The sequence below is a fragment of the Pseudomonas sp. KK18 genome (assembly GCF_037094675.1).
Taxonomy (GTDB): Bacteria; Pseudomonadota; Gammaproteobacteria; order Pseudomonadales; family Pseudomonadaceae; genus Aquipseudomonas.
On the sequence record NZ_CP146605.1, the window covers coordinates 1,839,518 to 1,860,862 of the forward strand.

19 protein-coding genes are annotated in these 21,345 nt (G+C 60.8%); 10 read left to right on the plus strand and 9 right to left on the minus strand.

Features of this window, described 5'->3' with window-relative positions:
- Positions 1-203: 203 nt before the first annotated feature.
- The 6 genes from rraA (at position 204) to V6607_RS08285 (ending at position 4,644) form a co-directional block, all read left to right on the plus strand.
- Positions 204-695 carry a ribonuclease E activity regulator RraA gene (rraA, locus tag V6607_RS08260; RefSeq protein WP_003215007.1) on the plus strand — a complete coding sequence of 164 codons (492 nt, stop codon included), beginning with the start codon at positions 204-206 and terminating at the stop codon, positions 693-695.
- 25 nt (positions 696-720) lie between these two features.
- The gene (locus V6607_RS08265) at positions 721-1,716 is read left to right on the plus strand and encodes a zinc transporter ZntB (protein WP_003215009.1); all 996 of its coding nucleotides are present in this window, start codon (positions 721-723) and stop codon (positions 1,714-1,716) included.
- An 86-nt stretch (positions 1,717-1,802) separates the two neighbouring features.
- A complete protein-coding gene (locus V6607_RS08270) occupies positions 1,803-2,048 on the plus strand; it encodes a hypothetical protein (protein WP_003215011.1) in 246 nt (81 codons plus the stop codon).
- Between the two features lie 2 nt (positions 2,049-2,050).
- The gene (locus V6607_RS08275) at positions 2,051-2,875 is read left to right on the plus strand and encodes a mechanosensitive ion channel domain-containing protein (RefSeq protein WP_008432650.1); all 825 of its coding nucleotides are present in this window, start codon (positions 2,051-2,053) and stop codon (positions 2,873-2,875) included.
- Positions 2,876-2,962: 87 nt separating this feature from the next.
- Positions 2,963-3,553: an RNA polymerase sigma factor SigX gene (gene sigX / locus V6607_RS08280; RefSeq protein WP_003215014.1), complete on the plus strand. Its 591-nt coding sequence runs from the start codon at positions 2,963-2,965 to the stop codon at positions 3,551-3,553.
- A gap of 107 nt (positions 3,554-3,660) precedes the next feature.
- The gene (locus tag V6607_RS08285; RefSeq protein ID WP_003215016.1) at positions 3,661-4,644 is read left to right on the plus strand and encodes an OmpA family protein; all 984 of its coding nucleotides are present in this window, start codon (positions 3,661-3,663) and stop codon (positions 4,642-4,644) included.
- 60 nt (positions 4,645-4,704) lie between these two features.
- Here V6607_RS08285 and cobA read toward each other — a convergent pair whose 3' ends face one another.
- The 8 genes from cobA to V6607_RS08325 form a co-directional block, all read right to left on the minus strand.
- A complete protein-coding gene (gene cobA, locus V6607_RS08290) occupies positions 4,705-5,448 on the minus strand; it encodes a uroporphyrinogen-III C-methyltransferase (protein ID WP_003215019.1) in 744 nt (247 codons plus the stop codon).
- Between the two features lie 9 nt (positions 5,449-5,457).
- Positions 5,458-8,166, minus strand: coding sequence for a nitrate reductase (locus V6607_RS08295; protein WP_134325940.1), 2,709 nt, complete (start codon positions 8,164-8,166; stop codon positions 5,458-5,460).
- Complete coding sequence (nirD, locus tag V6607_RS08300; RefSeq protein ID WP_003215022.1) at positions 8,166-8,483, minus strand: nitrite reductase small subunit NirD; 318 nt, start codon at positions 8,481-8,483, stop codon at positions 8,166-8,168. The genes V6607_RS08295 and nirD overlap by 1 nt, the downstream gene beginning before the upstream one ends.
- Positions 8,480-10,933, minus strand: a complete 2,454-nt coding sequence (gene nirB / locus V6607_RS08305; RefSeq protein WP_338743645.1) for a nitrite reductase large subunit NirB — start codon at positions 10,931-10,933, stop codon at positions 8,480-8,482. The genes nirD and nirB overlap by 4 nt, the downstream gene beginning before the upstream one ends.
- 232 nt (positions 10,934-11,165) lie before the next feature.
- On the minus strand, positions 11,166-12,836 hold the full coding sequence (locus V6607_RS08310) for a bifunctional protein-serine/threonine kinase/phosphatase (RefSeq protein WP_102605096.1): 1,671 nt from the start codon (positions 12,834-12,836) through the stop codon (positions 11,166-11,168).
- The gene (locus V6607_RS08315) at positions 12,836-14,047 is read right to left on the minus strand and encodes a nitrate/nitrite transporter (protein ID WP_003215029.1); all 1,212 of its coding nucleotides are present in this window, start codon (positions 14,045-14,047) and stop codon (positions 12,836-12,838) included. Before V6607_RS08315 ends, V6607_RS08310 begins: the two co-directional genes overlap by 1 nt.
- A gap of 1,079 nt (positions 14,048-15,126) precedes the next feature.
- Entirely contained in the window at positions 15,127-15,702 is a 576-nt protein-coding gene (locus V6607_RS08320) for an ANTAR domain-containing response regulator (protein WP_003219125.1), read from the minus strand.
- A 12-nt stretch (positions 15,703-15,714) separates the two neighbouring features.
- Entirely contained in the window at positions 15,715-16,914 is a 1,200-nt protein-coding gene (locus tag V6607_RS08325; protein ID WP_003219123.1) for a CmpA/NrtA family ABC transporter substrate-binding protein, read from the minus strand.
- Positions 16,915-17,150: 236 nt separating this feature from the next.
- Here V6607_RS08325 and sctC point away from each other — a divergent pair, with 236 nt between their 5' ends.
- From sctC to V6607_RS08345, 4 genes are all read left to right on the plus strand, one after another.
- On the plus strand, positions 17,151-18,614 hold the full coding sequence (gene sctC, locus V6607_RS08330) for a type III secretion system outer membrane ring subunit SctC (RefSeq protein WP_134325942.1): 1,464 nt from the start codon (positions 17,151-17,153) through the stop codon (positions 18,612-18,614).
- 169 nt (positions 18,615-18,783) lie between these two features.
- A complete protein-coding gene (locus tag V6607_RS08335) occupies positions 18,784-19,161 on the plus strand; it encodes a winged helix-turn-helix domain-containing protein (RefSeq protein WP_023659087.1) in 378 nt (125 codons plus the stop codon).
- Entirely contained in the window at positions 19,158-19,625 is a 468-nt protein-coding gene (locus V6607_RS08340) for a transglycosylase SLT domain-containing protein (RefSeq protein ID WP_003219119.1), read from the plus strand. The genes V6607_RS08335 and V6607_RS08340 overlap by 4 nt, the downstream gene beginning before the upstream one ends.
- An 86-nt stretch (positions 19,626-19,711) precedes the next feature.
- Positions 19,712-20,737: a quinone-dependent dihydroorotate dehydrogenase gene (locus tag V6607_RS08345; RefSeq protein ID WP_003219118.1), complete on the plus strand. Its 1,026-nt coding sequence runs from the start codon at positions 19,712-19,714 to the stop codon at positions 20,735-20,737.
- A 120-nt stretch (positions 20,738-20,857) separates the two neighbouring features.
- Here the strand turns inward: V6607_RS08345 and V6607_RS08350 are convergent, their stop codons facing one another.
- On the minus strand, positions 20,858-21,073 hold the full coding sequence (locus tag V6607_RS08350; protein ID WP_002553055.1) for a ribosome modulation factor: 216 nt from the start codon (positions 21,071-21,073) through the stop codon (positions 20,858-20,860).
- Positions 21,074-21,345: the final 272 nt, after the last annotated feature.

Genomic DNA, 21,345 nt, shown 5'->3' on the forward strand with positions numbered 1-21,345 from the left:
GCGTTTCGCTTGTTTGCCGTAGAGGCTAAGATATGACGCGTTGGGTGGTTCTGGTCATATTCAGTCGCGCAGTGGGTCTTGCGTTGCTATCCGATGGGCCTGACTATTCGGCCCGGATTAAAGAACCTTCACGGCAAAGCGTTTCCAGATGTAAGTAAACAGTGGGATGTTTGACACCTTCTTTCACCTACAGGAGTTTCTCGATGAACCATTACCTTACCCCCGACCTGTGTGACGCCTATCCGGAGCTGGTGCAGGTGGTTGAGCCGATGTTCAGCAATTTCGGCGGCCGGGACTCCTTTGGTGGCGAGATCGTGACCATTAAGTGCTTTGAAGACAATTCCCTGGTCAAGGAACAAGCCGAACTCAATGGGGCCGGCAAGGTGCTGGTGGTCGATGGTGGGGGTTCCCTGCGCCGCGCGTTGCTGGGCGACATGATCGCCGAGAAAGCCGCGAAAAACGGCTGGGAAGGGCTGGTGATCTACGGCTGCATCCGCGATGTCGACGTAATCGCCCAGACCGATCTGGGCGTGCAGGCCCTGGCCAGCCACCCGATGAAGACTGATAAGCGCGGTATTGGCGATTTGAACGTGGCGGTGACATTCGCCGGCGTGACCTTCCGCCCGGGCGAGTACGTGTACGCCGACAATAACGGTGTGATCGTCTCCCCTAGCCCGCTGAAGATGCCTGAATAAACAGCAGTAGCCGACAGGGGTGAGGATGTTCGAGGAAGAAAACGCGCAGTGGGGGCTGGTGCATGCCCTGGTGCTGGACGGTAAAGGTGGTGCGCGTTCGATTGCCCGGACAGAGCTTGATGAGCTGCAACTGCAGCCTCAGGAAAGCCTGTGGCTGCATTGGGACCGTAGCCATCCCCAGACCCAGACCTGGTTGCGCAAATCCAGCGGCCTCAGCGAATTCGCCTGTGACCTGCTGCTGGAGGAGAACACTCGCCCACGCCTGTTGCCGCTGCCGGATGCCGAACTGCTGCTGTTTTTGCGCGGGGTCAACCTCAATCCCGGCGCCGAACCGGAAGACATGGTCTCGGTGCGGATCTTTGCCTCGGCAGCGCGGGTGATTTCCCTGCGTTTGCGCCCATTGCGCGCCACCGACGAGTTGCTGGTGCAACTGGCAGACGGCAAGGGGCCGAAGACTTCCTCGGAACTGGTCCTGTATATGGCGCAGTACCTGACCAACAAGGTTCAGGATCTGGTCAGCGACTTGTCCGAAATCGTCGATATCGAAGAAGAAAAACTGGATGCCGACGAACGGTATACTCCGGAGCATGGCAGCGTTTTGCAGATCCGTCGGCGCGCCGCCGGGCTTAAACGTTTCCTGTCGCCGCAGCGGGATATTTTCGCGCAGTTGACCCGGATCAAATTGCCCTGGTTCTGTGACGACGATGCTGACTACTGGAACGAATTGAACAACAGCCTGACCCGCTACCTGGAAGAGCTTGAGCTGGCCCGGGAGCGCGTGGGGCTTGTGCTGGAGACCGAAGACCGGCGTTTGAGCCTGCGCATGAACCGCACCATGTACCGCTTCGGGATCATCACCGGGATCTTCCTGCCGATGAGTTTCCTGACCGGTTTGCTGGGCATCAATGTAGGCGGAATTCCGTTCTCTTCCAGCCCTTACGGGTTCCTGATTGCCTGCCTGATGATGGTCACGGTGGCGGTCGGGCAATGGTGGTTGTTTCGACGGTTACGTTGGGTTTGAGCTGAATGTGACCTGAACGTGGAAAGAGGTCATGTGACCCGAAGAATTTTACCCTCGTCTTTTAAATCACTTGCGAGAGGTTTTTTATGCACGATCCGTTCGAACAGTCTTTGCGTGACATGCTCAATGCCTCGCCGTCCAACCGGGACGACGATGCTTGCCTGGGTCGCGTCTTGAAAACCGCCAACCGCCAGGTCGGGGCGGGGGATCTGTTCGGTCTGCTTGGCCGCTGGTTGCCGGCGTTGATGATGGCCTTGAACAATGGTTCGGCCCATGTCTCACCGGTTTCCCGTCGTAAACCTCTTGCACGCACTGCTGATAAGGCTGAATGAATATGGAACTCGATCTCTGGACCCAGAGTCTGGTAACTGCAATGACTGCGTTGTGGACCAAGGTGGCGAATTTCATTCCCAACCTGTTTGGTGCACTGGTGGTGGTACTGCTGGGTTTTGTCGTGGCCAAGCTGCTTGACACCCTGCTTTCCAAATTGCTGGCTAAGCTGGGTCTTGATCGATTGATGGGTGGCACCGGCCTGACCAAGATTTTGGGGCGTGCCGGGTTGCAAGTGCCGATCTCGACACTGATCGGCAAGATCGTTTATTGGTTTGTTTTGCTGATTTTTCTGGTTTCTGCGGCTGAATCCCTTGGACTTGAGCGAGTTTCAGCTACGCTCGACATGCTGGCGCTGTATTTGCCGAAAGTATTCGGTGGCGCGCTGGTGTTGCTGGTAGGGGTTTTGCTGGCGCAACTGGCCAATGGCCTGGTGCGTGGGGCGGCTGAAGGCGTGGGTCTGGATTATGCCAGCGGCCTGGGGCGAATTGCCCAGGGTCTGGTGATTATCATCAGTATTTCGGTCGCGATCAGCCAGCTGGAGGTCAAGACCGACCTGCTGAACCATGTGATTGTGATTGTTTTGATTACCGTTGGTCTGGCCGTTGCGCTGGCCATGGGACTGGGAAGCCGGGAAATTGCCGGGCAGATTCTTGCGGGAATCTATGTGCGTGAGCTATATCAGGTTGGGCAACAAGTGCGTGTGGGCGAGGTCGAAGGGCAGATCGAGGAGATCGGCACGGTCAAGACGACAGTGCTGACGGACGATGGCGAACTGGTGTCGCTTTCGAACCGGATCCTGCTGGAACAGCATGTGACTAGCCGCTAACCCGGCGAATCCTGCTAATGTACGCCGCCGCAAACCTGGGTATCCAGGCCATGGCGGACATTGACCTGACTGTCGGCACGACTTGTTTTGAATAAAGCCCAAACGCTGTCCACGCGCTATGACCCCCGTGAGCTCTCTGATGAGGAGTTGGTCGCGCGCTCGCACACGGAGCTGTTTCACGTAACACGCGCGTACGAAGAATTGATGCGCAGGTATCAACGCACTCTGTTCAACGTTTGTTCAAGGTATTTAGGGAACGATAGAGATGCGGATGATGTCTGTCAGGAAGTGATGCTCAAGGTGCTATACGGCCTGAAGAACTTCGAGGGAAAATCGAAGTTCAAGACATGGCTCTATAGCATCACGTACAACGAGTGCATCACGCAGTATCGGAAGGAACGGCGAAAGCGTCGCTTGATGGATGCTTTGAGTCTGGACCCCCTTGAGGAAGCGTCTGAGGAAAAGGCGCCTACCCCGGAAGAAAAGGGCGGACTCGATCGCTGGTTGGTGCATGTGAATCCGATTGACCGGGAAATTCTGGTGCTACGATTTGTCGCAGAGCTGGAGTTTCAGGAGATCGCTGACATCATGCATATGGGTTTGAGTGCTACAAAAATGCGTTACAAACGCGCTCTTGATAAATTACGTGAGAAATTTGCGGGCAGCACTGAAACTTAGTGCGTGGCAAATATCTCTTACGTGTAGGCAAGTTCTGTTAGACTTGTCGCCGAGTTGTCCCCCGGTATGTGGGACTGCTTTACAATCACCAGATGGGGATTTAACGGATGAAACTGAAAAACACCTTGGGCTTGGCCATTGGTACTCTTATTGCTGCCACTTCTGTCGGCGCTCTGGCACAAGGCCAAGGCGCAGTTGAAGGCCAGCTGTTTTACAAAAAGCAGTTCAACGATAGCGTCAAACATATCGAAGACGGCTTCAATCCTGGCGCCAGCATCGGTTACTTCCTGACCGACGACGTGTCGATCAACCTGAACTACGACACTACCAACCACACCCGTTCGAACGACGGTACTGGCAACCAGAAGATCAAAGGTGATACCGGCAGCGTTACTGCCCAGTACCACTTCGGTCAAGCTGGCGTCGACTCCCTGCGTCCATACGTAGAGGGCGGTTTCGGCCACCAGAGCCGTACCAACGTTGAAGCTGATGGTCACAAAGGTCGCGATCAATCGACCCTGGCTATCGCTGGCGCTGGTGTGAAGTACTACTTCACCGACAACCTGTTCGCACGTGCTGGTGTTGAAGCTGACTACGCTATCGACAACGGCAAGTGGGACTACTCCGCACTGGTTGGCCTGGGCGTAAACTTCGGCGGCAACGCTGGCAAAACTGCTCCAGCTCCTACCCCAGCACCAGCTCCAGAGCCAACCCCAGAGCCAGAAGCTCCGGTTGCTCAGGTTGTTCGTGTTGAGCTGGACGTGAAGTTCGACTTCGACAAGTCGGTTGTTAAGCCTAACAGCTACGGCGACGTGAAAAACCTCGCTGACTTCATGAAACAGTACCCACAAACCACCACCGTTGTTGAAGGTCACACTGACTCCGTCGGTCCTGACGCTTACAACCAGAAGCTGTCCCAGCGTCGTGCTGACGCTGTTAAGCAAGTCCTGGTCAAAGACGGTATCGCTCCTAACCGTGTAAGCTCGGTTGGTTATGGCAAATCCCGCCCAGTTGCTGACAACGCAACTGAAGCTGGCCGTGCTATCAACCGTCGCGTAGAAGCCTCGGTAGAAGCACAAGCAGCTCAGTAATTACTGAGTTGTAGAAAAAAGCCCGGCTTAGGCCGGGCTTTTTTTCGCCTGCAATTTGCCTCAGGCCGTGGCGCTGGCCAGGGCCGCAAGCGCCTGCGTCGCTTGAGCAACCCGGCCAATCACCAGGATAGCCGGGCTCTTGAGCGCGAATTCGTGCGCATCATCCTGCATCCGGGCGAGGCTGCTGCGGCATTCGCGCTGTTGTGGCAGTGAAGCGTTTTCAATCATCGCCACCGGCATGTCATCGCTCATGCCACCTTCCAGCAATTGCCGGCGGATTTCCCCCAGTTTCGCCACCCCCATATAGATCACCAGCGTCGTGCCGCCCTCTGCCAGGGCCCGCCAATTGAGGCTGCTGTCGTCCTGGGTATGGGCCGTGACCAACGTGACGCCACGGCTGACACCGCGCAACGTCAGCGAAATATCGCAGTTCGTTGCCCCGGCCAGCCCTGCCGTAATGCCGTTGACCAACTCCACTTCCACCCCTTGCTGCCTGAGCCACGCCGCCTCTTCGCCGCCGCGACCAAAAATGCACGGGTCGCCGCCCTTGAGCCGCACCACGCACTTACCCTGCCGGGCATAACGCAACATCAGGCGATGGATAAACGCCTGTGGGGTGGAACGGCAGCCACCGCGTTTGCCCACGGTGATCAGCCGTGCAGCGGGGCAATGCTCCAGCAGCGCCGGGTTGACCAGATCATCGATCAGCACCACATCGGCTTCCCGCAGGGCTCTCACCGCCTTGAGTGTCAGCAGTTCCGGATCGCCGGGGCCTGCGCCCACCAGCCAGACTTTTGCGCTCATATGCTTGCCTCACACTCTGATCGCGATTGGCTGCTTGCCACTCGCCAATAACCGTTTGATTTCCGGCACACAGGAGCCGCATTGCGTGCCGCAACCCAGTTCCTGCTTCAGCCCGTTCAGGTCCAGGCCCCGGGCAATGCCGGCGCAGACCGCGCTTTCGCTGACGTTCTTGCAGTTGCACAGCGTCTTGTTGCTGCTCGAACCGCCCCCCGGTGGCGCACTCAATGGCGCCAACAACCAGCGGCGTAACTGCTCATCGGTGCGACCTTCCAGCCACAGGCTTTGCAGCCAGTGGCGAGCCAGGGTTTCGCCAGCCAGGCGGATCGCGGTGATACGGCCTTTTTCAATCTTTACCCGCTTGCCAATGGAGCGCCGCGGGTCGTCGTACGCCATCACGGGGCCGTCGTTGAGGCCCAGCAGTTGGTCGATCTGCTTGAGCAGGTCAAGGGCGGGCGCCTCGTGATGCGCCGCACGAATCAGCAGGGCAGGCCGCTCGCGTCCGGTCAGGCTCAGGCTGACGTAGGCAAAGCCGTCACACAGCGGTCGCAACGCTTCGAAGTGTTGCTGCACATCGCCTTCAATCAGCGCAAACAAGTGCCAGGGCAGCCGCACCGCCTCCAGGCGCACGCCGCTGTGCTTGAGTTCCGGCTGTTTGGACAGCGGGTCGAATGCCGGCTGGGTCAGCGCATTTACGCCGCCTTTAAGAAAACGGTCGCCCCAGTGCATCGGCAGGAAAGCCTGGCCGGGACGCACGCTGTCATCGCTGCCGACGGCCACAATCACGCTGCCGCGCCGGCTTTTCAGGCTGACCAGATCCCCTTCCTTCAAGCGATGGCGACGCAGTTCGTCCGGGTGCAGGCTGAGCACTGCTTCACTGACATGGCCGAACAGCTGCGCAGCGGTGCCGGTGCGGCTCATGCCATGCCATTGGTCCCGCAGGCGGCCGGTGATCAGGGTGAGTGGGAAACGCGCGTCACGCTGCTCCTTGGCGGCGCGATAAGGGTCGGCGACAAAGTGCGCGCGGCCAGTCTCCGTAGGGAAAAATCCGTCGGTGTACAGCCTTGGTGTTCCGCCCACCGCATCGGCCGGGAATGGCCATTGCTGCGGGCCTATCCGGTCCAGCAGCGCGTGGCTGATACCCGACAGGTCCAGGTCACGCCCACGGGTCAGCAGCTTGTATTCATCAAAGATCTGTGCCGGTTGCTCAAAGGCAAAAAGCCCCGGTTTTCCGGGACAAAGACGCTGCTCCAGGCGTTGGGCAAAATCCACGGTGATTGCCCAGTCCGGCCGCGCTTCCCCGGGTGGGGGGATGGCTCGGCGAACGTGGGAAATGCGCCGCTCAGAGTTGGTCACTGTGCCTTCCTTCTCGCCCCAGCTCGCGGCTGGCAGCAACAGGTCGGCGTAACGCGCCGTTTCGGTTGTACGAAAGGCTTCCTGTAGCACCACGAACGGACACGCTTCCAGGGCCTGGCGCACGGTGTTCTGATCGGGCAGGGATTGGGCGGGGTTGGTGCACGCGATCCACAAGGCCTTGATCTTGCCGGCCTGCATCTGTTCAAACAATTCGATGGCGGTCAGTCCGGTGCTGGCCGGCAGTTGGTCGACCCCCCAATACGCGGCTACTTCTGCCCGATGTTCGGGGTTGGCAGCCTCACGATGGCCAGGCAGTAAATTCGACAAACTGCCGGTTTCCCGCCCACCCATGGCATTCGGCTGACCCGTGAGGGAGAAAGGTCCGCAGCCAGGGCGGCCGATGGTGCCGGTCGCCAAATGCAGGTTAATCAAGGCGCTGTTCTTCGCGCTGCCGGCGGTGGACTGATTGAGCCCCATGCACCACAACGACAGAAAACTCGCCGAGGTGCCGACCCATTCCGCACACAGGTGCAGTTGCTCGATACTGATCCCGCACAACTGCGTGACCATTTGCGGTGTGTAGTCGTGAACCAGGCGTTTGAGTTCGACCAGGCCGTCGGTATGGGCCTGGATAAAGTCGCGGTCGATCCAGTCTTCCCACAACAACAAGTGCAGGATCCCATGGAACAATGCGACATCCGTACCCGGCAAAATCGCCAGATGCAGGTCCGCCAAGTCGCAGGTGTCGGTGCGCCGGGGATCAATTACCAGCACTTTCATCTGTGGCCGGCGGGCCTTGGCTTCCTCCAGGCGTCGGAACAACACCGGATGCGCGTAGGCCATATTGCTGCCGACGATCATCACGCAGTCGCTCGACTCCAGGTCCTCGTAGCTGCACGGTGGCGCGTCGGCCCCCAGGCTGCGCTTGTAGCCGACCACCGCCGAAGACATGCACAGCCGCGAGTTGCTGTCGATATTGTTGGTGCCCACCAGCGCTCGCGCGAGTTTGTTGAAGCTGTAGTAATCCTCGGTCAGCAACTGCCCGGATATATAGAACGCCACGCTGTCCGGCCCGTGTTCAGCGATGGTTTCGGCAAACACGTTCGCCGCGTGCTCCAGGGCGGTATCCCAGTCGGTGCGGCTGCGGGCCAGGCCTTTGCCCAGCCGCAGTTCCGGGTACAACGCGCGGGCCGCGAGGTCTCCGGTGAGGTGCAGGCTGGAGCCCTTGCTGCACAATTTTCCGAAGTTGGCCGGATGACTCGGATCGCCACTGACGCCGAGGATCTGCGAGCCATCATGCTCGATCAGTACGCCGCAACCGACCCCGCAGTAGCAGCAGGTGGACGCGGTGGTCTGGCGGTTCATCAACCGGCGTCCCGCAGCGCCAACATCACCCGGCCGTTTTCCACACGGGCCGGGTGGTGATGGGCGCAGCCGACGTCCGGTGCCTGGGCCTCCCCGGACTCCAGGTCGATCTGCCAGTTGTGCAGCGGGCAGGCCACGCGCTTGCCGTAGATCAAGCCTTGGGACAGCGGGCCACCCTTGTGCGGGCAGCGGTCGTCGAGGGCGAAAACCTCGTCGTCACTGGTACGAAAAATCGCGATGTCGCCTTTTGGCCCGCTGATGATGCGCGAGCCCAGGGCGTTGATTTCTTCGAGGGCGCATATATCCAGCCAGTTCATGCCGGCACCTCCAGCAGTTTGACGGGGATGGTGTCGAATTCCTTTTTCAGCAGCGGCTGTTCCAGGCGTTCTTTCCACGGGTCCTGCTCGACCGACAGGGAGAATTGCAGGCGTTCATTCAACGCCTGGCGCCGCGCCGGGTCTTCCAGTACAGCCTTCTTGATGTGCTCCATGCCGACCCGTTGCAGGTAGTGCACGGTGCGCTCCAGGTAGAAGGCTTCTTCCCGGTAGAGCTGTAGGAAAGCGCCGTTGTATTCGCGCACTTCTTCGGCGGTTTTCAGCTTGACGAAGAACTCGGCGACCTCGGTCTTGATCCCGCCGTTACCGCCGATGTACATCTCCCAGCCGGAATCGACGCCGATGATTCCCACGTCCTTGATCCCCGCTTCCGAGCAGTTGCGCGGGCAGCCGGACACTGCCAGCTTGACCTTGTGGGGCGACCACATATTGAACAGGTCATGTTCCAGCTCAATCCCCAGCTGTGTGGAATTCTGCGTACCAAAGCGGCAGAACTCGCTGCCGACGCAGGTCTTCACGGTGCGGATGGATTTGCCGTAGGCATGGCCGGATGGCATATCGAGGTCTTTCCACACGCCGGGCAAGTCCTGCTTCTTGATGCCCAGCAAATCGATGCGCTGCCCGCCGGTAACCTTGACCATCGGCACGTTGTACTTGTCGGCCACATCAGCGATGCGCCGCAGTTCCGACGGATTGGTCACACCACCCCACATCCTTGGGACTACCGAGTAGGTGCCGTCTTTCTGAATATTGGCGTGGGCGCGTTCGTTGATCAGGCGCGATTGCGGATCGTCTTTTGCCTCGCCGGGCCAAGTGGAGATCAGGTAGTAGTTGAGTGCCGGGCGGCAGGTGGCACAGCCGTTCGGGGTGCGCCAGTTCAGGTAGCTCATGGTGCCGGCGATGGTCAGCAGGTGCTGGTCGCGGATGGCCTGGCGGATTTGCCCGTGGTTGAGGTCGCTGCAGCCGCAGATGGCTTTTTCGCTTTTCGGTTTGACGTCCGCCGCGCCGCCCACGGTGTTGATCAGGATCTGTTCCACCAGCCCGGCGCAGGAACCGCAGGAACTGGCAGCCTTGGTGTGCTTCTTCACGTCGTCGACGCTGAACAGCCCGTGTTCCTGAATCGCCTTGACGATGGTGCCCTTGCACACGCCGTTGCAGCCGCAGACTTCGGCGGTGTCGGCCATGCTCATGGCTTTGTCCTGGCCTTGGTGGCCTACATCGCCCAAAGCATTTTCACCGAACATCAGGTGATCGCGGATCTCGCCAATGGCATGGTTCTCACGGATCTGCCGGAAATACCAGCCGCCGTCAGCCGTATCGCCGTACAGGCAGGCGCCGACGAGGATGTCGTCCTTGATCACCAGCTTCTTGTACACACCGCCAATCGGGTCGGAAAGCGTGATGGTCTCCGTGCCTTCGCCGCCCATGAAGTCCCCGGCGGAGAACAGGTCGATGCCGGTGACTTTCAATTTGGTCGAAGTCACCGAGCCTTGATAGCGCGCGAAACCCAGTTGGGCGAGGTGGTTGGCGCAGACCTTGGCCTGCTCGAACAGCGGTGCCACCAGGCCGTAGGCAATCCCGCGATGGCTGGCGCATTCGCCGATGGCATAGATGCGCGGGTCGTAGGTTTGCAGGGTGTCGTTGACCAGAATCCCACGGTTGCACGGGATGCCGGATTTTTCCGCGAGTTCGGTGTTGGGGCGGATGCCCGCAGCCATCACCACCAGGTCGGCGGGGATCACATCGCCATTCTTGAATTGCACCGAGCCGACGCGGCCGTTGCCAGCGTCATGCAGCGCCTCGGTCTGCTCCTTCAAGCGAAACACCAGGCCACGGCTTTCCAGTTCGGTTTGCAGCAACTGGCCGCTGGTCTTGTCCAATTGCCGTTCCAGCAGCCACTCGCCGATATGCACCACGGTCACGTGCATGCCACGCAGCATCAGGCCGTTGGCGGCCTCCAGGCCCAGCAGGCCGCCGCCGATGACGACCGCGTGCTTGTGGGTCTTGGCGGTGTCGATCATGGCCTGGGTGTCGGCGATGTCGCGGTAGCCGATCACACCCTGCAACGTATTGCCCGGGATCGGCAGGATAAACGGCGTGGAGCCGGTGGCGATCAGCAGGCGATCGTACTCGGCCTCGCTGCCGTCTTCGGCGATGACTTTGCGTTTGACCCGGTCGATCTGCACCACTTTGCGGTTAAGCAACAGCTTGATGTTGTTATCGAGGTACCAGCTCAAGTCATTGAGCACGATCTCTTCGAAGGTCTGCTCACCGGCCAGCACCGGCGACAGCAAAATGCGGTTGTAATTGGTGTGGGGCTCGGCGCCGAAAACGGTGATGTCGTACAGGTCGCTGCTCAGCTTGAGCAATTCTTCAAGGGTGCGAACCCCGGCCATGCCGTTGCCGATCATCACCAGTTTGAGTTTCTTCATGTCGTTCTCCGCAGTGGCTCGACAAATCGTGCGCAACAAAAAAAGGCGTCCCCGCTACGTAAGTAGCGAGGACGCCTTTGTCCTGGTCCCGTTCTCTCGGGAAGCCCGACCTTCGACGTTGAAGGTGCGGCTATATGTGTGTTGATGGGAAAGCTAATGCAGCGGTTGTGCCAAGTAGGATTTTGGCCGGTTTTGCTAAGTGAGGCGGTGATGTATCAAGAAATTTCGCCTCTTAGTGGTGCAACAGCCAGTACAACAGCACCAGATTGATCAGCAACGACAGCACGGCCAACGTTTGCCAGACCTTCAGCGGTTCGCGCTCCAGCAGCGGTTTTGGTCGCGTGCTCAACTCGCGGCGATCCGCCTGCTCCAGTACCAGCAACCATTCCTCGGCAGTTTCATAACGTTGCTCGGGTTGCGCGGCGACTGCGCGCTCCAGGCTCTGTTGCAGCCAGTCGGGCAGGTCGGGGCGGTAACGGCTGGCGCCGACAAGCGTAGTGAACCTGGGACGCTGGAAAGCTTCGATTTCGCCATAGGGGTAATGCCCGGTGAGCAGGTAATACAAGGTCACACCGACGCTATACAAGTCCTGTTGCGGGGTAGGGCGTTCGCCGTTGAAGGCTTCCGGGGCGATAAAGCTTGGCGTGCCAGGCAACAGGTGCGCGCGATCCTCCGAGAGCCCGGGGCAGTAGGCCAGGCCGAAGTCCAGCACACGCAATTCGCCATCCTCGGCCAGCAGCAGGTTTTCCGGCTTGATGTCGCGGTGCAGGATCTGCCGGCGGTGCAGCAGCCCGACGGCACGCAACAGGCGCTCGGCCAGGGTTTGCCACTGCGCCAGGGGCAATGGGCCCTGGTGCTTGAACAGTTCGGCCAGGGTTTGGCCGGAGTATTCACGCATCACGTAGTACAAATGCTGACGGCCACTGGCTGGATGGACTTCAGGGAACGCGCGGCCGGCGACCCGGCGCAGGAACCATTCCTCTGACAGCAATGCCTGGGCGGCGAACACGTCATCGTCGTGGCTGAGCGGCAAGGTCTTCAGCAGCCACGCCTGTTGATGGGCATCGCGCACCCGATAGAGCAAGGATTGGCGGCTTTGCCCCAACAGCGACTCTACGTGCCAGCCTTCGAAGCGCTGGCCGGGTTTCAGGGGGGGCGGCAGGGGCCATTGCTGCAACTGCACCAGCGCATCGCCGAGGGTGGCGGCGCCAAGCTGGTCGACGCGGACCAGCAGGGCGCTGGCGTTGTCCTGGCTACCGGCCAGGTGCGCGGCGCTGACCAGGGTGTTTACCGCGAGGTCCAGGTCCGACTGTTCCCGCAGGATTGCGCTGATGTTGTTGTCATCCAGGGTCGCCCACACGCCGTCGCTGAGCAGCAGGAAACACTCGCCTGCCCGCAACTCGCCGTCGAGGAAATCCAGCACCAGATGCTGATCCAGGCCCATGGCGCGCTTGAGCACATGCTGCATGCCCGGTTGCTCCCACACATGCTCCTGGCTCAGGCGCTGCAACTGGCCATCGAGCCAGCGGTACACCCGGCAATCACCCACATGGGCCAGGGTGAAACGCTGGCCGCGAAACACCAGGGCGCTGAGGGTGGTCAGCAACGGCTGGCCGCCGCCATTGGCTTGCAGCCAGCGATTCTGGGCCACCAGCAAGCGTTCCAGGGCCTGGGCCACGCCCCAGGTTTGCGGCGTGGCGTAATAGTCCAGGGCCAGGGCTTGCAAGGTCGAGCGTGCAGCCAGTCCGCCATCGGCGCATTGGCTGACGCCATCGGCGATGGCACACAAGTAGCCTTTGCTGGCGGCCAGCTCCGGGGCGGGAGTGACCAGGCGCAAGGCGTCCTGGTTTTCCTGCCGTGGGCCGGTGGCGCTGGCTTGGGCGAAGCTCAGTTGCAGGCTCATCAGACCCGTGCAGCCGTCACCGCAGCCGAGCCCCAAGTGGTTCTCCAGCGACGCTTGACGCCGTACAGGCCGAACCAGGCCAGCACGCCCAGGCTGGCGAACAACCACAGCGCCAACTGATAGCTGCCGGTGCTTTGCTTGATCGCGCCCATGCCCGCCGCCAGGGCGAAACCGCCGATGCCGCCGGCCATGCCGATCAGGCCGGTCATCACACCAATCTCGCGGTGAAAGCGTTGGGGCACCAGTTGGAAGACTGCACCGTTACCGGCACCCAAACCGAGCATGGTGCACACAAAAAGCGCCAGTGCTGCGTAGGAGCTTGGCAGGTTGAACCCCACCGCCGCGATGCAGATCGCTGCCACGCCGTACATGCCGAGCAGGGTGCGAATCCCGCCGAAACGGTCGGCCAGGGCGCCGCCCAAAGGCCGCATCAGGCTGCCGCCGAATACGCAGGCGGCGGTGTAGTAGCCGGCAGTGACGGGGCTCAGGCCGTATTGGTCGTTGAAATAGCCGGGCAGGGCGCTGGCCAGGCCGATGAAACCACCGAAGGTCACACTGTAGAAGAACATGAACCACCAACTGTCGCGGTCGCCCAGGGCTTTGAAGTAGTCGGCCATGGACTTGGCCTTGGGTCGTTGCGGGGCGTTGCGGGCGAGCCAGGCGAAGACGATCAGCGTCAGGATCAGCGGGATCAGTGCGAAGCCGAACACATTGCTCCAGCCAAACGCGGCGGCGAGCACCGGTGCCAGCAGGGCAGCAAACACCGTCCCGGAGTTGCCGGCGCCGGCGATGCCCATGGCCTTGCCCTGGTGCTCGGCGGGGTACCACTGGGACGCCAGGGGCAGGGCGACGGCGAACGAGGCTCCCGCCATGCCGAGGAACATGCCCAGCAGCAGGGCTTGCTCGTAGCTGTGGATTCCGAGTTTCCAGGCGACGAACAAGGCGCCGATGACAATCACCTGGCCGATCAGGCCGGCGGTCTTGGGGGAGAGTTTGTCGGCGAGCATGCCCATCAGGAACCGCAGCACTGCGCCGGCCAGGATGGGGGTGGCGACCACTAGGCCGCGTTGTTGGGTGGTGAGGTGCAGGTCGGCGGCGATTTGTACCGCCAATGGGCCCAACAGGTACCAGACCATGAAGCTCAGGTCGAAATACAGGAACGCGGCGAACAGGGTCGGGGTGTGACCGGATTTCCAGAAGCTTGATTTCATCACGCACCTCAGCGGTAAGGGGTCTTATGAGAAGGCCTGGTGATGGAACGGCTGGGGCCGCCCCATCGGCCCCGGGCTATGGGGCCAAAACGAAAAAACGCCGCCACCGGGTTCGCTGGGGCAAACCGGGTGTGCGACGTCTTTGTCGTGGAGGGGGCAACCGCCGTTGGCTACCTGTGGGGATTCTTTAGCAAGAGGTGGGCCAACAGGGGGTGGGGGCGTTGTGGTGTGGTGTGGTGTGGTGTGGTGTACATATCCGTTGCTGCGGTAACGGCGGCTTAGGGTTCCGCTCTTACAGCGGGTCACTTTTGGCAAACGCCCCAAAAGTAACCAAAAGGTCTTTGCCCCACCACTCGGTGCCTCGCTTAGGCTCGGCATGCCCGCACTCCGGCACGGCTCCGCGGGCCGCCGCGACGGGCCATCCATGGCCCGGCGCGGCTAAATCGGCATCCCTGCCGATTTACCCGCTCCACCGTGCCTACTTGCGGCCATCGTGGTTAACGGGGCCCGCAGATCAAAATCAAAAGCAAGAGCACAGCGGCCTACCGGCCGGCTTGAGTGTTAAAAGCAAAGACCAGAGCGAAAACAGATCTGCTTTTCTGTGGGAGCGGGCTTGCTCGCGAAAAACCTGAGAGCGCCGCGTTCATCCAGAATGCCCGCGTCATCGTTAACGACCTTCGCGAGCAAGCCCGCTCCCACATTTTTGACCGTGCCCGCTATAGATTTTGATTTGGCTTTTGCTCTTCAACACTCAAGCCGGCCGGGAGGCCGCTGTGCTCTTGCTTTTGATCTTGATCTTGATCTCAGGCGCCCCGTTAAACCACGCTGGCCGAACGCAGGCTTTGGAGCGTGGGTAACCTGGCAGGACGCCAGGTTAGCCGTCCTGGGCCAGGGATGGCCCATGACGGCGGCCCACGGTCCAAAGCCGGAGTGAGGGCACACCGAGCCTAGGCGAGGTGCCGAGTGGTGGGGCAAGAGCGTTTTGCTTACTTTTGCGCTGTTCAAAAGTGAGCCGCCGTAAGGGCGGAACCAATAGCGGCCGTTACCTAAATAACGGATATACACCCCGCCCCCCCCTCTCACCCCAACAACTCACTCATCGCAATAATCTGCTCCGCCACCTGAATCAGCTTCTGCTGCCGACTCATCGCCTGACGCCGCATCAGCGTGTAGGCCTCTTCCTCATTACACCCCTTCATTTTCATCAACAACCCCTTGGCCGTTTCGATCCGCTTGCGTTCGGCCAACTGCTGATCCCGCGCCTGCAACTGCGCGCGTAGCGCCTGGTCACTCTCGAACCGCGCCATCGCCACATCCAGAATCGGCTGCAACCGCTGCGCCTGAATCCCCTCGACAATGTAGGCACTCACCCCGGACTTGATCGCCTGACGCATCACCCCCGGATCATGCTCATCGGTAAACATCACAATCGGCCGTGGCTGGTCGCGACTCACCAGCACCACCTGCTCCATCACATCGCGTCCCGGCGACTCGGTATCGATCAAAATCACGTCCGGGCGCACCGCTTCGACCCGCGCCGGCAAGTCGATCGTCAACCCCGATTCATCGATCACCTCAAACCCGGCCTCGGTCAACGCAGCCTTGAGCCGACCGACCTTGCGCGGTGTGTCATTGATCAACAGGATTCGTAGCATGGGTTCCTCCTGTCAGCGCAAGGCCTGGCGGCTGGCAACATCTGCCATGGCATGCAGGCGAAAGCTGCGGGCATACCCGGCCGGGTCCGAACCGTCCCAGATTTTTCCGTCGATCAACTGGCTGCTGCGCATGGCCTCGCCACCGGCAGGCACGCCCACGGCGCTGGCCGCCTGGCGATAGATGTCCAGTTGTTGCACACGCCGGGCAACGCCGAGGTAGTCCGGGTCCTCCCGCAGCAGGCCCCAGCGGCGGAACTGGGTCATGAACCACATGCCATCAGACAGGTAGGGCAGGTTCACCTCGCCGTCGCCATAAAAACGCAGCGCGTGGGGATCCTGCCAGTGGTTGCCGAGGCCGTCATCGTAGTCGCCGAGCAGGCGCGGTTCGATGCAATCGAGCGGGGCGTCGAGGTACTGCGGGGCGCTCAGCAACTGTGCAGTGGAGCGGCGGTTTTCCGTGCTCTGTTCGATAAAACGGCTGGCCTGCAGGATCGCCATCACCAGTACCCGGGCGGTATTGGGGTATTGCTCGACAAATGCCTGGGTGCAGCCGAGGACTTTTTCCGGATGGTCCGGCCACAGTGCCTGGGTGGTGGCCAGGGTAAAACCCTGGTTCTGCTTCACCGCACTGGCGCACCAGGGCTCGCCCACACAAAAGCCGTCGATGCGCCCGGCTTGCAGGTGCGCAACCATCTGCGGCGGCGGCACCACCACACTGTCCACATCCTGCAGGGGATGGATGCCCTGGCTGGCCAGCCAGTAATACAACCACATGGCGTGGGTACCTGTGGGAAAGGTCTGGGCGAAGGTGAGTTTTGTTCGGCTTTGGTGCACGTGGCGGTCCAGTGCCTCAGGACTGGTCACCCCCAGCTGTTGCAAGCCACGGGACAGGTTGATGCTCTGGCCGTTCTGGTTCAGGCCCATCAGCACCGCCATATCGGTGGGTGCCACGCCGCCGATGCCCAGGTGTACGGCGTAGATCAGGCCGTACAGGCTGTGGGCGGCGTCCAGTTCGCCGCTGACCAGGTTGTCCCGCAGGCTGGCCCATGATGACTGGCGCCTGAGATTCAAGGTCAGGCCATAGGGCTGGGCGAAGCCCTGGGTGGCGGCGACCACCACCGAGGCGCAATCGCTCAGGGCCATGAAACCCAGGTTGAGGCTGCTCTTTTCCGGGGCATCGCTGCCGTTGACCCAAGCCAGGGGATCACTCATCAATACGTACCTTTCATAAAAAAACGCCGTTCCGTCGGGTACTCAGAAGAAGAGCCCGGGGTAACGACGTCTGTGTCCTTGAGCCCGTTCCGCCGTTGGCGCGAGCTGCGATAGACAAGGCAAAGCAAGGCACATGCCACGATGCGCACAGGATGGGCTGGGCGTCAGCTTTCCATCAGGATTGAAATTGGCCTGCCTCGCAGTATGGCCGCTCTTTCAGCCCGGGCCATGCAGGCATGTTCAGCCACCTTCACCGTTTCTCGACGCTGCTTTTCGGCCTGGTGCTGCTGGGCAGCCCCGGCGCGTTCGGGGGCTCCTACCAGGCCCGTGATGAAAGCCTGCACACTTTTTTTACCGCGTTGTCCCTGCCGCTGGGGCAGCCGATCGTTGTCAGTCAGGCGGCAGCTCGCAAGCGCATCAGCGGGGCGTTCGATTTCGACTCGCCCCAACCGCTGTTGGAGTCGGTCGCCCAGCAGCAAGGCCTGATCTGGTACACCGATGGCCAGGTGCTTTACCTCTATGACGCCGACGAGGCGAAAAGCTCGGTAGTGACCCTGCGGCATATCTCGGTCGACCTCCTGCGCGGGTTCATGCGCCGTTCGGGGCTCGAAGAGGCGCGCTACCCGCTGCGTGCGAGTGGGGCGCGGGTGTTCTACGTGTCCGGGCCGCCGAACTATGTCGACCATGTGCTGCGCCTGGCCCAACTGATGGACCGCCAGCGTGCGGAACTGCGCCTGGGGCCGCAGCGGATCGGGGTGGTGCAGGTGCTCAACACCCACGTTGCAGACCGCGAGTACAACATGGGCGACAGAACCGTCACGGTGCCGGGCATGGCATCCATGATCGAAAAACTGCTGGCCGTCGAGCAGGAGAGTGCGTCCCCGCGGCAACCCGGATTACTGGCCGACAAGAATATCTCGGTGCTGGCGTACCCGGACACCAACAGCCTGCTGATCAAGGGCAAGCCCGCGCAGGTGAGCTTTATCGAAGGTCTGGTGGCAGAACTGGACGTACCGAAGCGCGCGGTGGAGGTTTCGATGTGGCTGGTGGATGTGGACCGCGATGAGCTCAAGAAGATCGGCGCGACCATGCACAAGGGGGCGGACAAGCCTTCAGCGACCCGGGTCATGGCACCCATCGAGGACGAAGCATTCATGCAGCGGATCACCGCCTTGGAGTTGCGCAGGCGAGCGAGGGTCACGACGTTGCCGGTGATTCTCACCCAGGAGAATGTGCCCGCGGTTTTCAACGACAACCAGACGTTCTATCTGCCCCGGCCGGGTGAAGACCACGACGAATGGCAACCGGTGGTCTTTGGTACGCAGGTCAGTGTTCTGCCGCGCTTTGCCGAGGCGAATGAAATCGAGATGCTGCTCACCGTCGAGGATGGCCGCCAGATGGGCAAGGCTGCCAGTCGCGACAAACCCTCGGCGGGGGTGGAGCGGATGGGGATCAACACGGTGGTGCGTGTGGCTCCGGGCAGGCGATTGCTGGTGGGGAATTTTCAGCGCGATACCGGCACAGCCTTGCTCGGACGCTACAACGGGCCCATGGCCAACAGTGTGCGATTGTTTGTGATTCAGGCGACGGCGGTCGCAAATGTGCTGCATACCGCTGCCGAGCCGGGGCAGGCGCCGCCGTTGACGCGCTCCCAGCATGAGCAGGTGAAGCGGGCATTTAACCGGGTGACCGAAGGATAAGAACGTTGGTGGCGCCCCTGGGCGGGCATCGCCGAAAGGTCCTACGTGCCCAGTCTGAAAAAATCAGTGCCTATGGGGTTTTTTCCTCTCCTATACAGCGAGTGGGCTTTTTATAGTCGCGACCTTCAGGAAACCAGTGTTGGAAGGTGAGTTGGGTGCGGAGGTACGAATGGCCGTGGTGAACGATGGGGTACTGGCTACCCCCATGGTCTTTGAGCGCTGGACGTTGCACGGTGACGGTAGATTGACCAGTGAAGACTCGGATATTCAACTCCCGCCCAAGGAGTGGCAGGTGTTGCGCCTGTTGCTGTCCTCGGCCGGAGTGCTGGTGACCAAGGACCACTTGCTGGAACAGGCATGGCCCCATAACGAGGCCACGGAAGAGTCCCTGACCCGTTGCATCTGTTCGCTGCGCAAATATTTGAAGGGCGGCAAGGGTCTGATCAAGACGGTATACGGCAAAGGGTACCGGGTGACCTGTGCGGTCAGGATGACCAGCCTGACGGTGGGCGCTGTCTGTTCCACCTGCGGTCGGGGGCAGGCATGAGCAGCGCCCGGTGCAAGGGGGCGCTGCTGCTGATGCTCACGCTCGGCTTCGGCAATGAAGCCCGGGCGTATTGCTGGGCCGAGGCTGCCAGCCGATACGGCATGGAGCCGGAATTGTTGCAGGCCATCGCCGCAGTGGAGTCGGGCTACCGCGCCAAGGCCATGAATTACGCCAACAACAACGGCACCCGTGATATCGGGCTGATGCAGATCAACAGCATTCACCTGCCGCGCCTGCTCAAGGAGGGCATTACCGAGCAGCGCTTGCTGGATGAGCCTTGCCTGTCGGTGGAGGTGGGGGCGTCGATCCTTGCCGACTTCGTCAAACAGTTCGGCTACAACTGGACAGCGATCGGTTCCTACAATGTGGGCGGCGGGCCCGGGCCTCAGCGTGAGGCCCTGCGTCTTCGCTATGCGCAAAAAATCTGGGCCCGCTATGAGGAACTGATGACGCACCGTAACTGACGATTGGACGGCACGCCTCGCATGCAGCCCGTCACCCCGGCTATAATCGCCGCCACCTTTCGCCGCCATCCGAGTCAAGCCCGCCCATGTATACCCTGGCCCGCCAGCTGTTGTTCAAACTCTCTCCGGAAACTTCCCACGATCTGTCCCTGGACTTGATCGGTGCCGGTGGCCGCCTGGGGCTCAATGGCCTGGTGTGCAAGGCCCCGGCGAAAATGCCGGTGTCGGTGATGGGGCTCGATTTCCCCAACCCGGTAGGCCTGGCTGCGGGTTTGGACAAAAACGGTGCAGCCATCGACGGTTTTGCGCAGCTGGGTTTTGGCTTTGTCGAAATCGGCACCGTGACCCCACGGCCGCAGCCGGGCAACCCGAAGCCGCGGATCTTCCGCCTGCCGGAAGCCGAGGCGATCATCAATCGCATGGGCTTCAACAACCTGGGTGTGGATAACCTGCTGTCACGGGTTCAGGCGGCGAAGTACACCGGTATCCTCGGGATCAATATCGGCAAAAACTTCGACACGCCGGTGGAGCGTGCGGTGGATGACTATCTGATTTGCCTGGACAAGGTCTACGCCCACGCCAGCTACGTCACGGTCAACGTCAGCTCGCCTAACACCCCGGGCCTGCGCAGCCTGCAGTTTGGCGACTCCCTCAAGCAACTGCTCGAAGCCTTGCGTCAGCGCCAGGAAGATTTGGCTGTGCGCCACGGCAAGCGTGTGCCCCTGGCAATCAAGATTGCCCCGGACATGAACGACGAAGAGACCGTACTGGTGGCCCAGGCCCTGGTGGATTCGGGCATGGATGCGGTGATCGCCACCAACACCACCCTGAGCCGCGTCGGTGTCGAAGGCCTGGCGTATGGTGACGAAGCGGGCGGCCTGTCCGGTGCGCCGGTACGCGACCAGAGTACCCACATCGTCAAGGTGCTGGCGGCCGAGTTGGCAGGGCGCTTGCCGATCATTGCCGTGGGCGGCATCACCGAGGGCAAGCACGCGGCCGAAAAAATCGCCGCCGGCGCGAGCCTGGTGCAGTTGTACTCCGGCTTTATCTACAAGGGCCCGGCGTTGATTCGCCAGGCGGTGGATGCGATTGCGGCATTGCCGCGCGGCTGACAACAGGCAATAAAAAGGGCTCCTTGAAGGAGCCCCTGGGCCGAAGCCCGCCGCCCGGATGGGGCGTGCGTGGTTAAGTGGTTGCGTATTCGTGCTGGTGTCGGAATTAAATGCCCTTGATTAGCCGACGGCGTGAAGTTCGTTGAGTCTGTGGATTCCCGCAGTGCCAGTCATACCGTCCCAGTTGTCGCCGCGTCCTTCTCGCCAGCCGTTGATCCAGGCTTGGCGTACCGACGGTAGAGTAAATGGGCAAAGCTCACGGGATTTGCCATGAACGCCATATTGATATCCGCGTAAAAATGCTCTTTCCAACGGATCACGCTTAAGTCTTCTCATAGGGTGTTTCCCTCACTTGTTGACTGTCTTGATATCCTTCGGCCTCGTCCGAGGCCGGGCAGAGTTTTTCTGCCGTTGGTGCGCTCGCTGCCGGCGTGGCGAGCTATGTGTCGGCGTCGTTACGGCGCCAACCTGTGTTGAGTTCTAACCAATAGGTCACATGGATTCAATGATCGTTTTGTCATAAGCACGTAACGATAACGATGCTATAGCCATAAGCTGGGATGGCTTTTCGCCCCTTTTATTGGGCAAACCCAGCTATGATGTGCCCT

Coding starts and splice junctions, on each gene's coding strand:
- V6607_RS08295 (WP_134325940.1), bottom strand. CDS start 8,166: ATGAACCGCCAGACCACCGCGTCCACCTGCTGCTACTGCGGGGTCGGT.
- V6607_RS08285 (WP_003215016.1), top strand. CDS start 3,661: ATGAAACTGAAAAACACCTTGGGCTTGGCCATTGGTACTCTTATTGCT.
- V6607_RS08340 (WP_003219119.1), top strand. CDS start 19,158: ATGAGCAGCGCCCGGTGCAAGGGGGCGCTGCTGCTGATGCTCACGCTC.
- V6607_RS08310 (WP_102605096.1), bottom strand. CDS start 12,836: ATGAGCCTGCAACTGAGCTTCGCCCAAGCCAGCGCCACCGGCCCACGG.
- cobA (WP_003215019.1), bottom strand. CDS start 5,448: ATGAGCGCAAAAGTCTGGCTGGTGGGCGCAGGCCCCGGCGATCCGGAA.
- V6607_RS08350 (WP_002553055.1), bottom strand. CDS start 21,073: ATGAGAAGACTTAAGCGTGATCCGTTGGAAAGAGCATTTTTACGCGGA.
- nirD (WP_003215022.1), bottom strand. CDS start 8,483: ATGAACTGGCTGGATATATGCGCCCTCGAAGAAATCAACGCCCTGGGC.
- V6607_RS08320 (WP_003219125.1), bottom strand. CDS start 15,702: ATGCTACGAATCCTGTTGATCAATGACACACCGCGCAAGGTCGGTCGG.
- sctC (WP_134325942.1), top strand. CDS start 17,151: ATGTTCAGCCACCTTCACCGTTTCTCGACGCTGCTTTTCGGCCTGGTG.
- V6607_RS08335 (WP_023659087.1), top strand. CDS start 18,784: ATGGCCGTGGTGAACGATGGGGTACTGGCTACCCCCATGGTCTTTGAG.
- V6607_RS08315 (WP_003215029.1), bottom strand. CDS start 14,047: ATGAAATCAAGCTTCTGGAAATCCGGTCACACCCCGACCCTGTTCGCC.
- V6607_RS08275 (WP_008432650.1), top strand. CDS start 2,051: ATGGAACTCGATCTCTGGACCCAGAGTCTGGTAACTGCAATGACTGCG.
- V6607_RS08345 (WP_003219118.1), top strand. CDS start 19,712: ATGTATACCCTGGCCCGCCAGCTGTTGTTCAAACTCTCTCCGGAAACT.
- nirB (WP_338743645.1), bottom strand. CDS start 10,933: ATGAAGAAACTCAAACTGGTGATGATCGGCAACGGCATGGCCGGGGTT.
- V6607_RS08265 (WP_003215009.1), top strand. CDS start 721: ATGTTCGAGGAAGAAAACGCGCAGTGGGGGCTGGTGCATGCCCTGGTG.
- rraA (WP_003215007.1), top strand. CDS start 204: ATGAACCATTACCTTACCCCCGACCTGTGTGACGCCTATCCGGAGCTG.
- V6607_RS08270 (WP_003215011.1), top strand. CDS start 1,803: ATGCACGATCCGTTCGAACAGTCTTTGCGTGACATGCTCAATGCCTCG.
- V6607_RS08325 (WP_003219123.1), bottom strand. CDS start 16,914: ATGAGTGATCCCCTGGCTTGGGTCAACGGCAGCGATGCCCCGGAAAAG.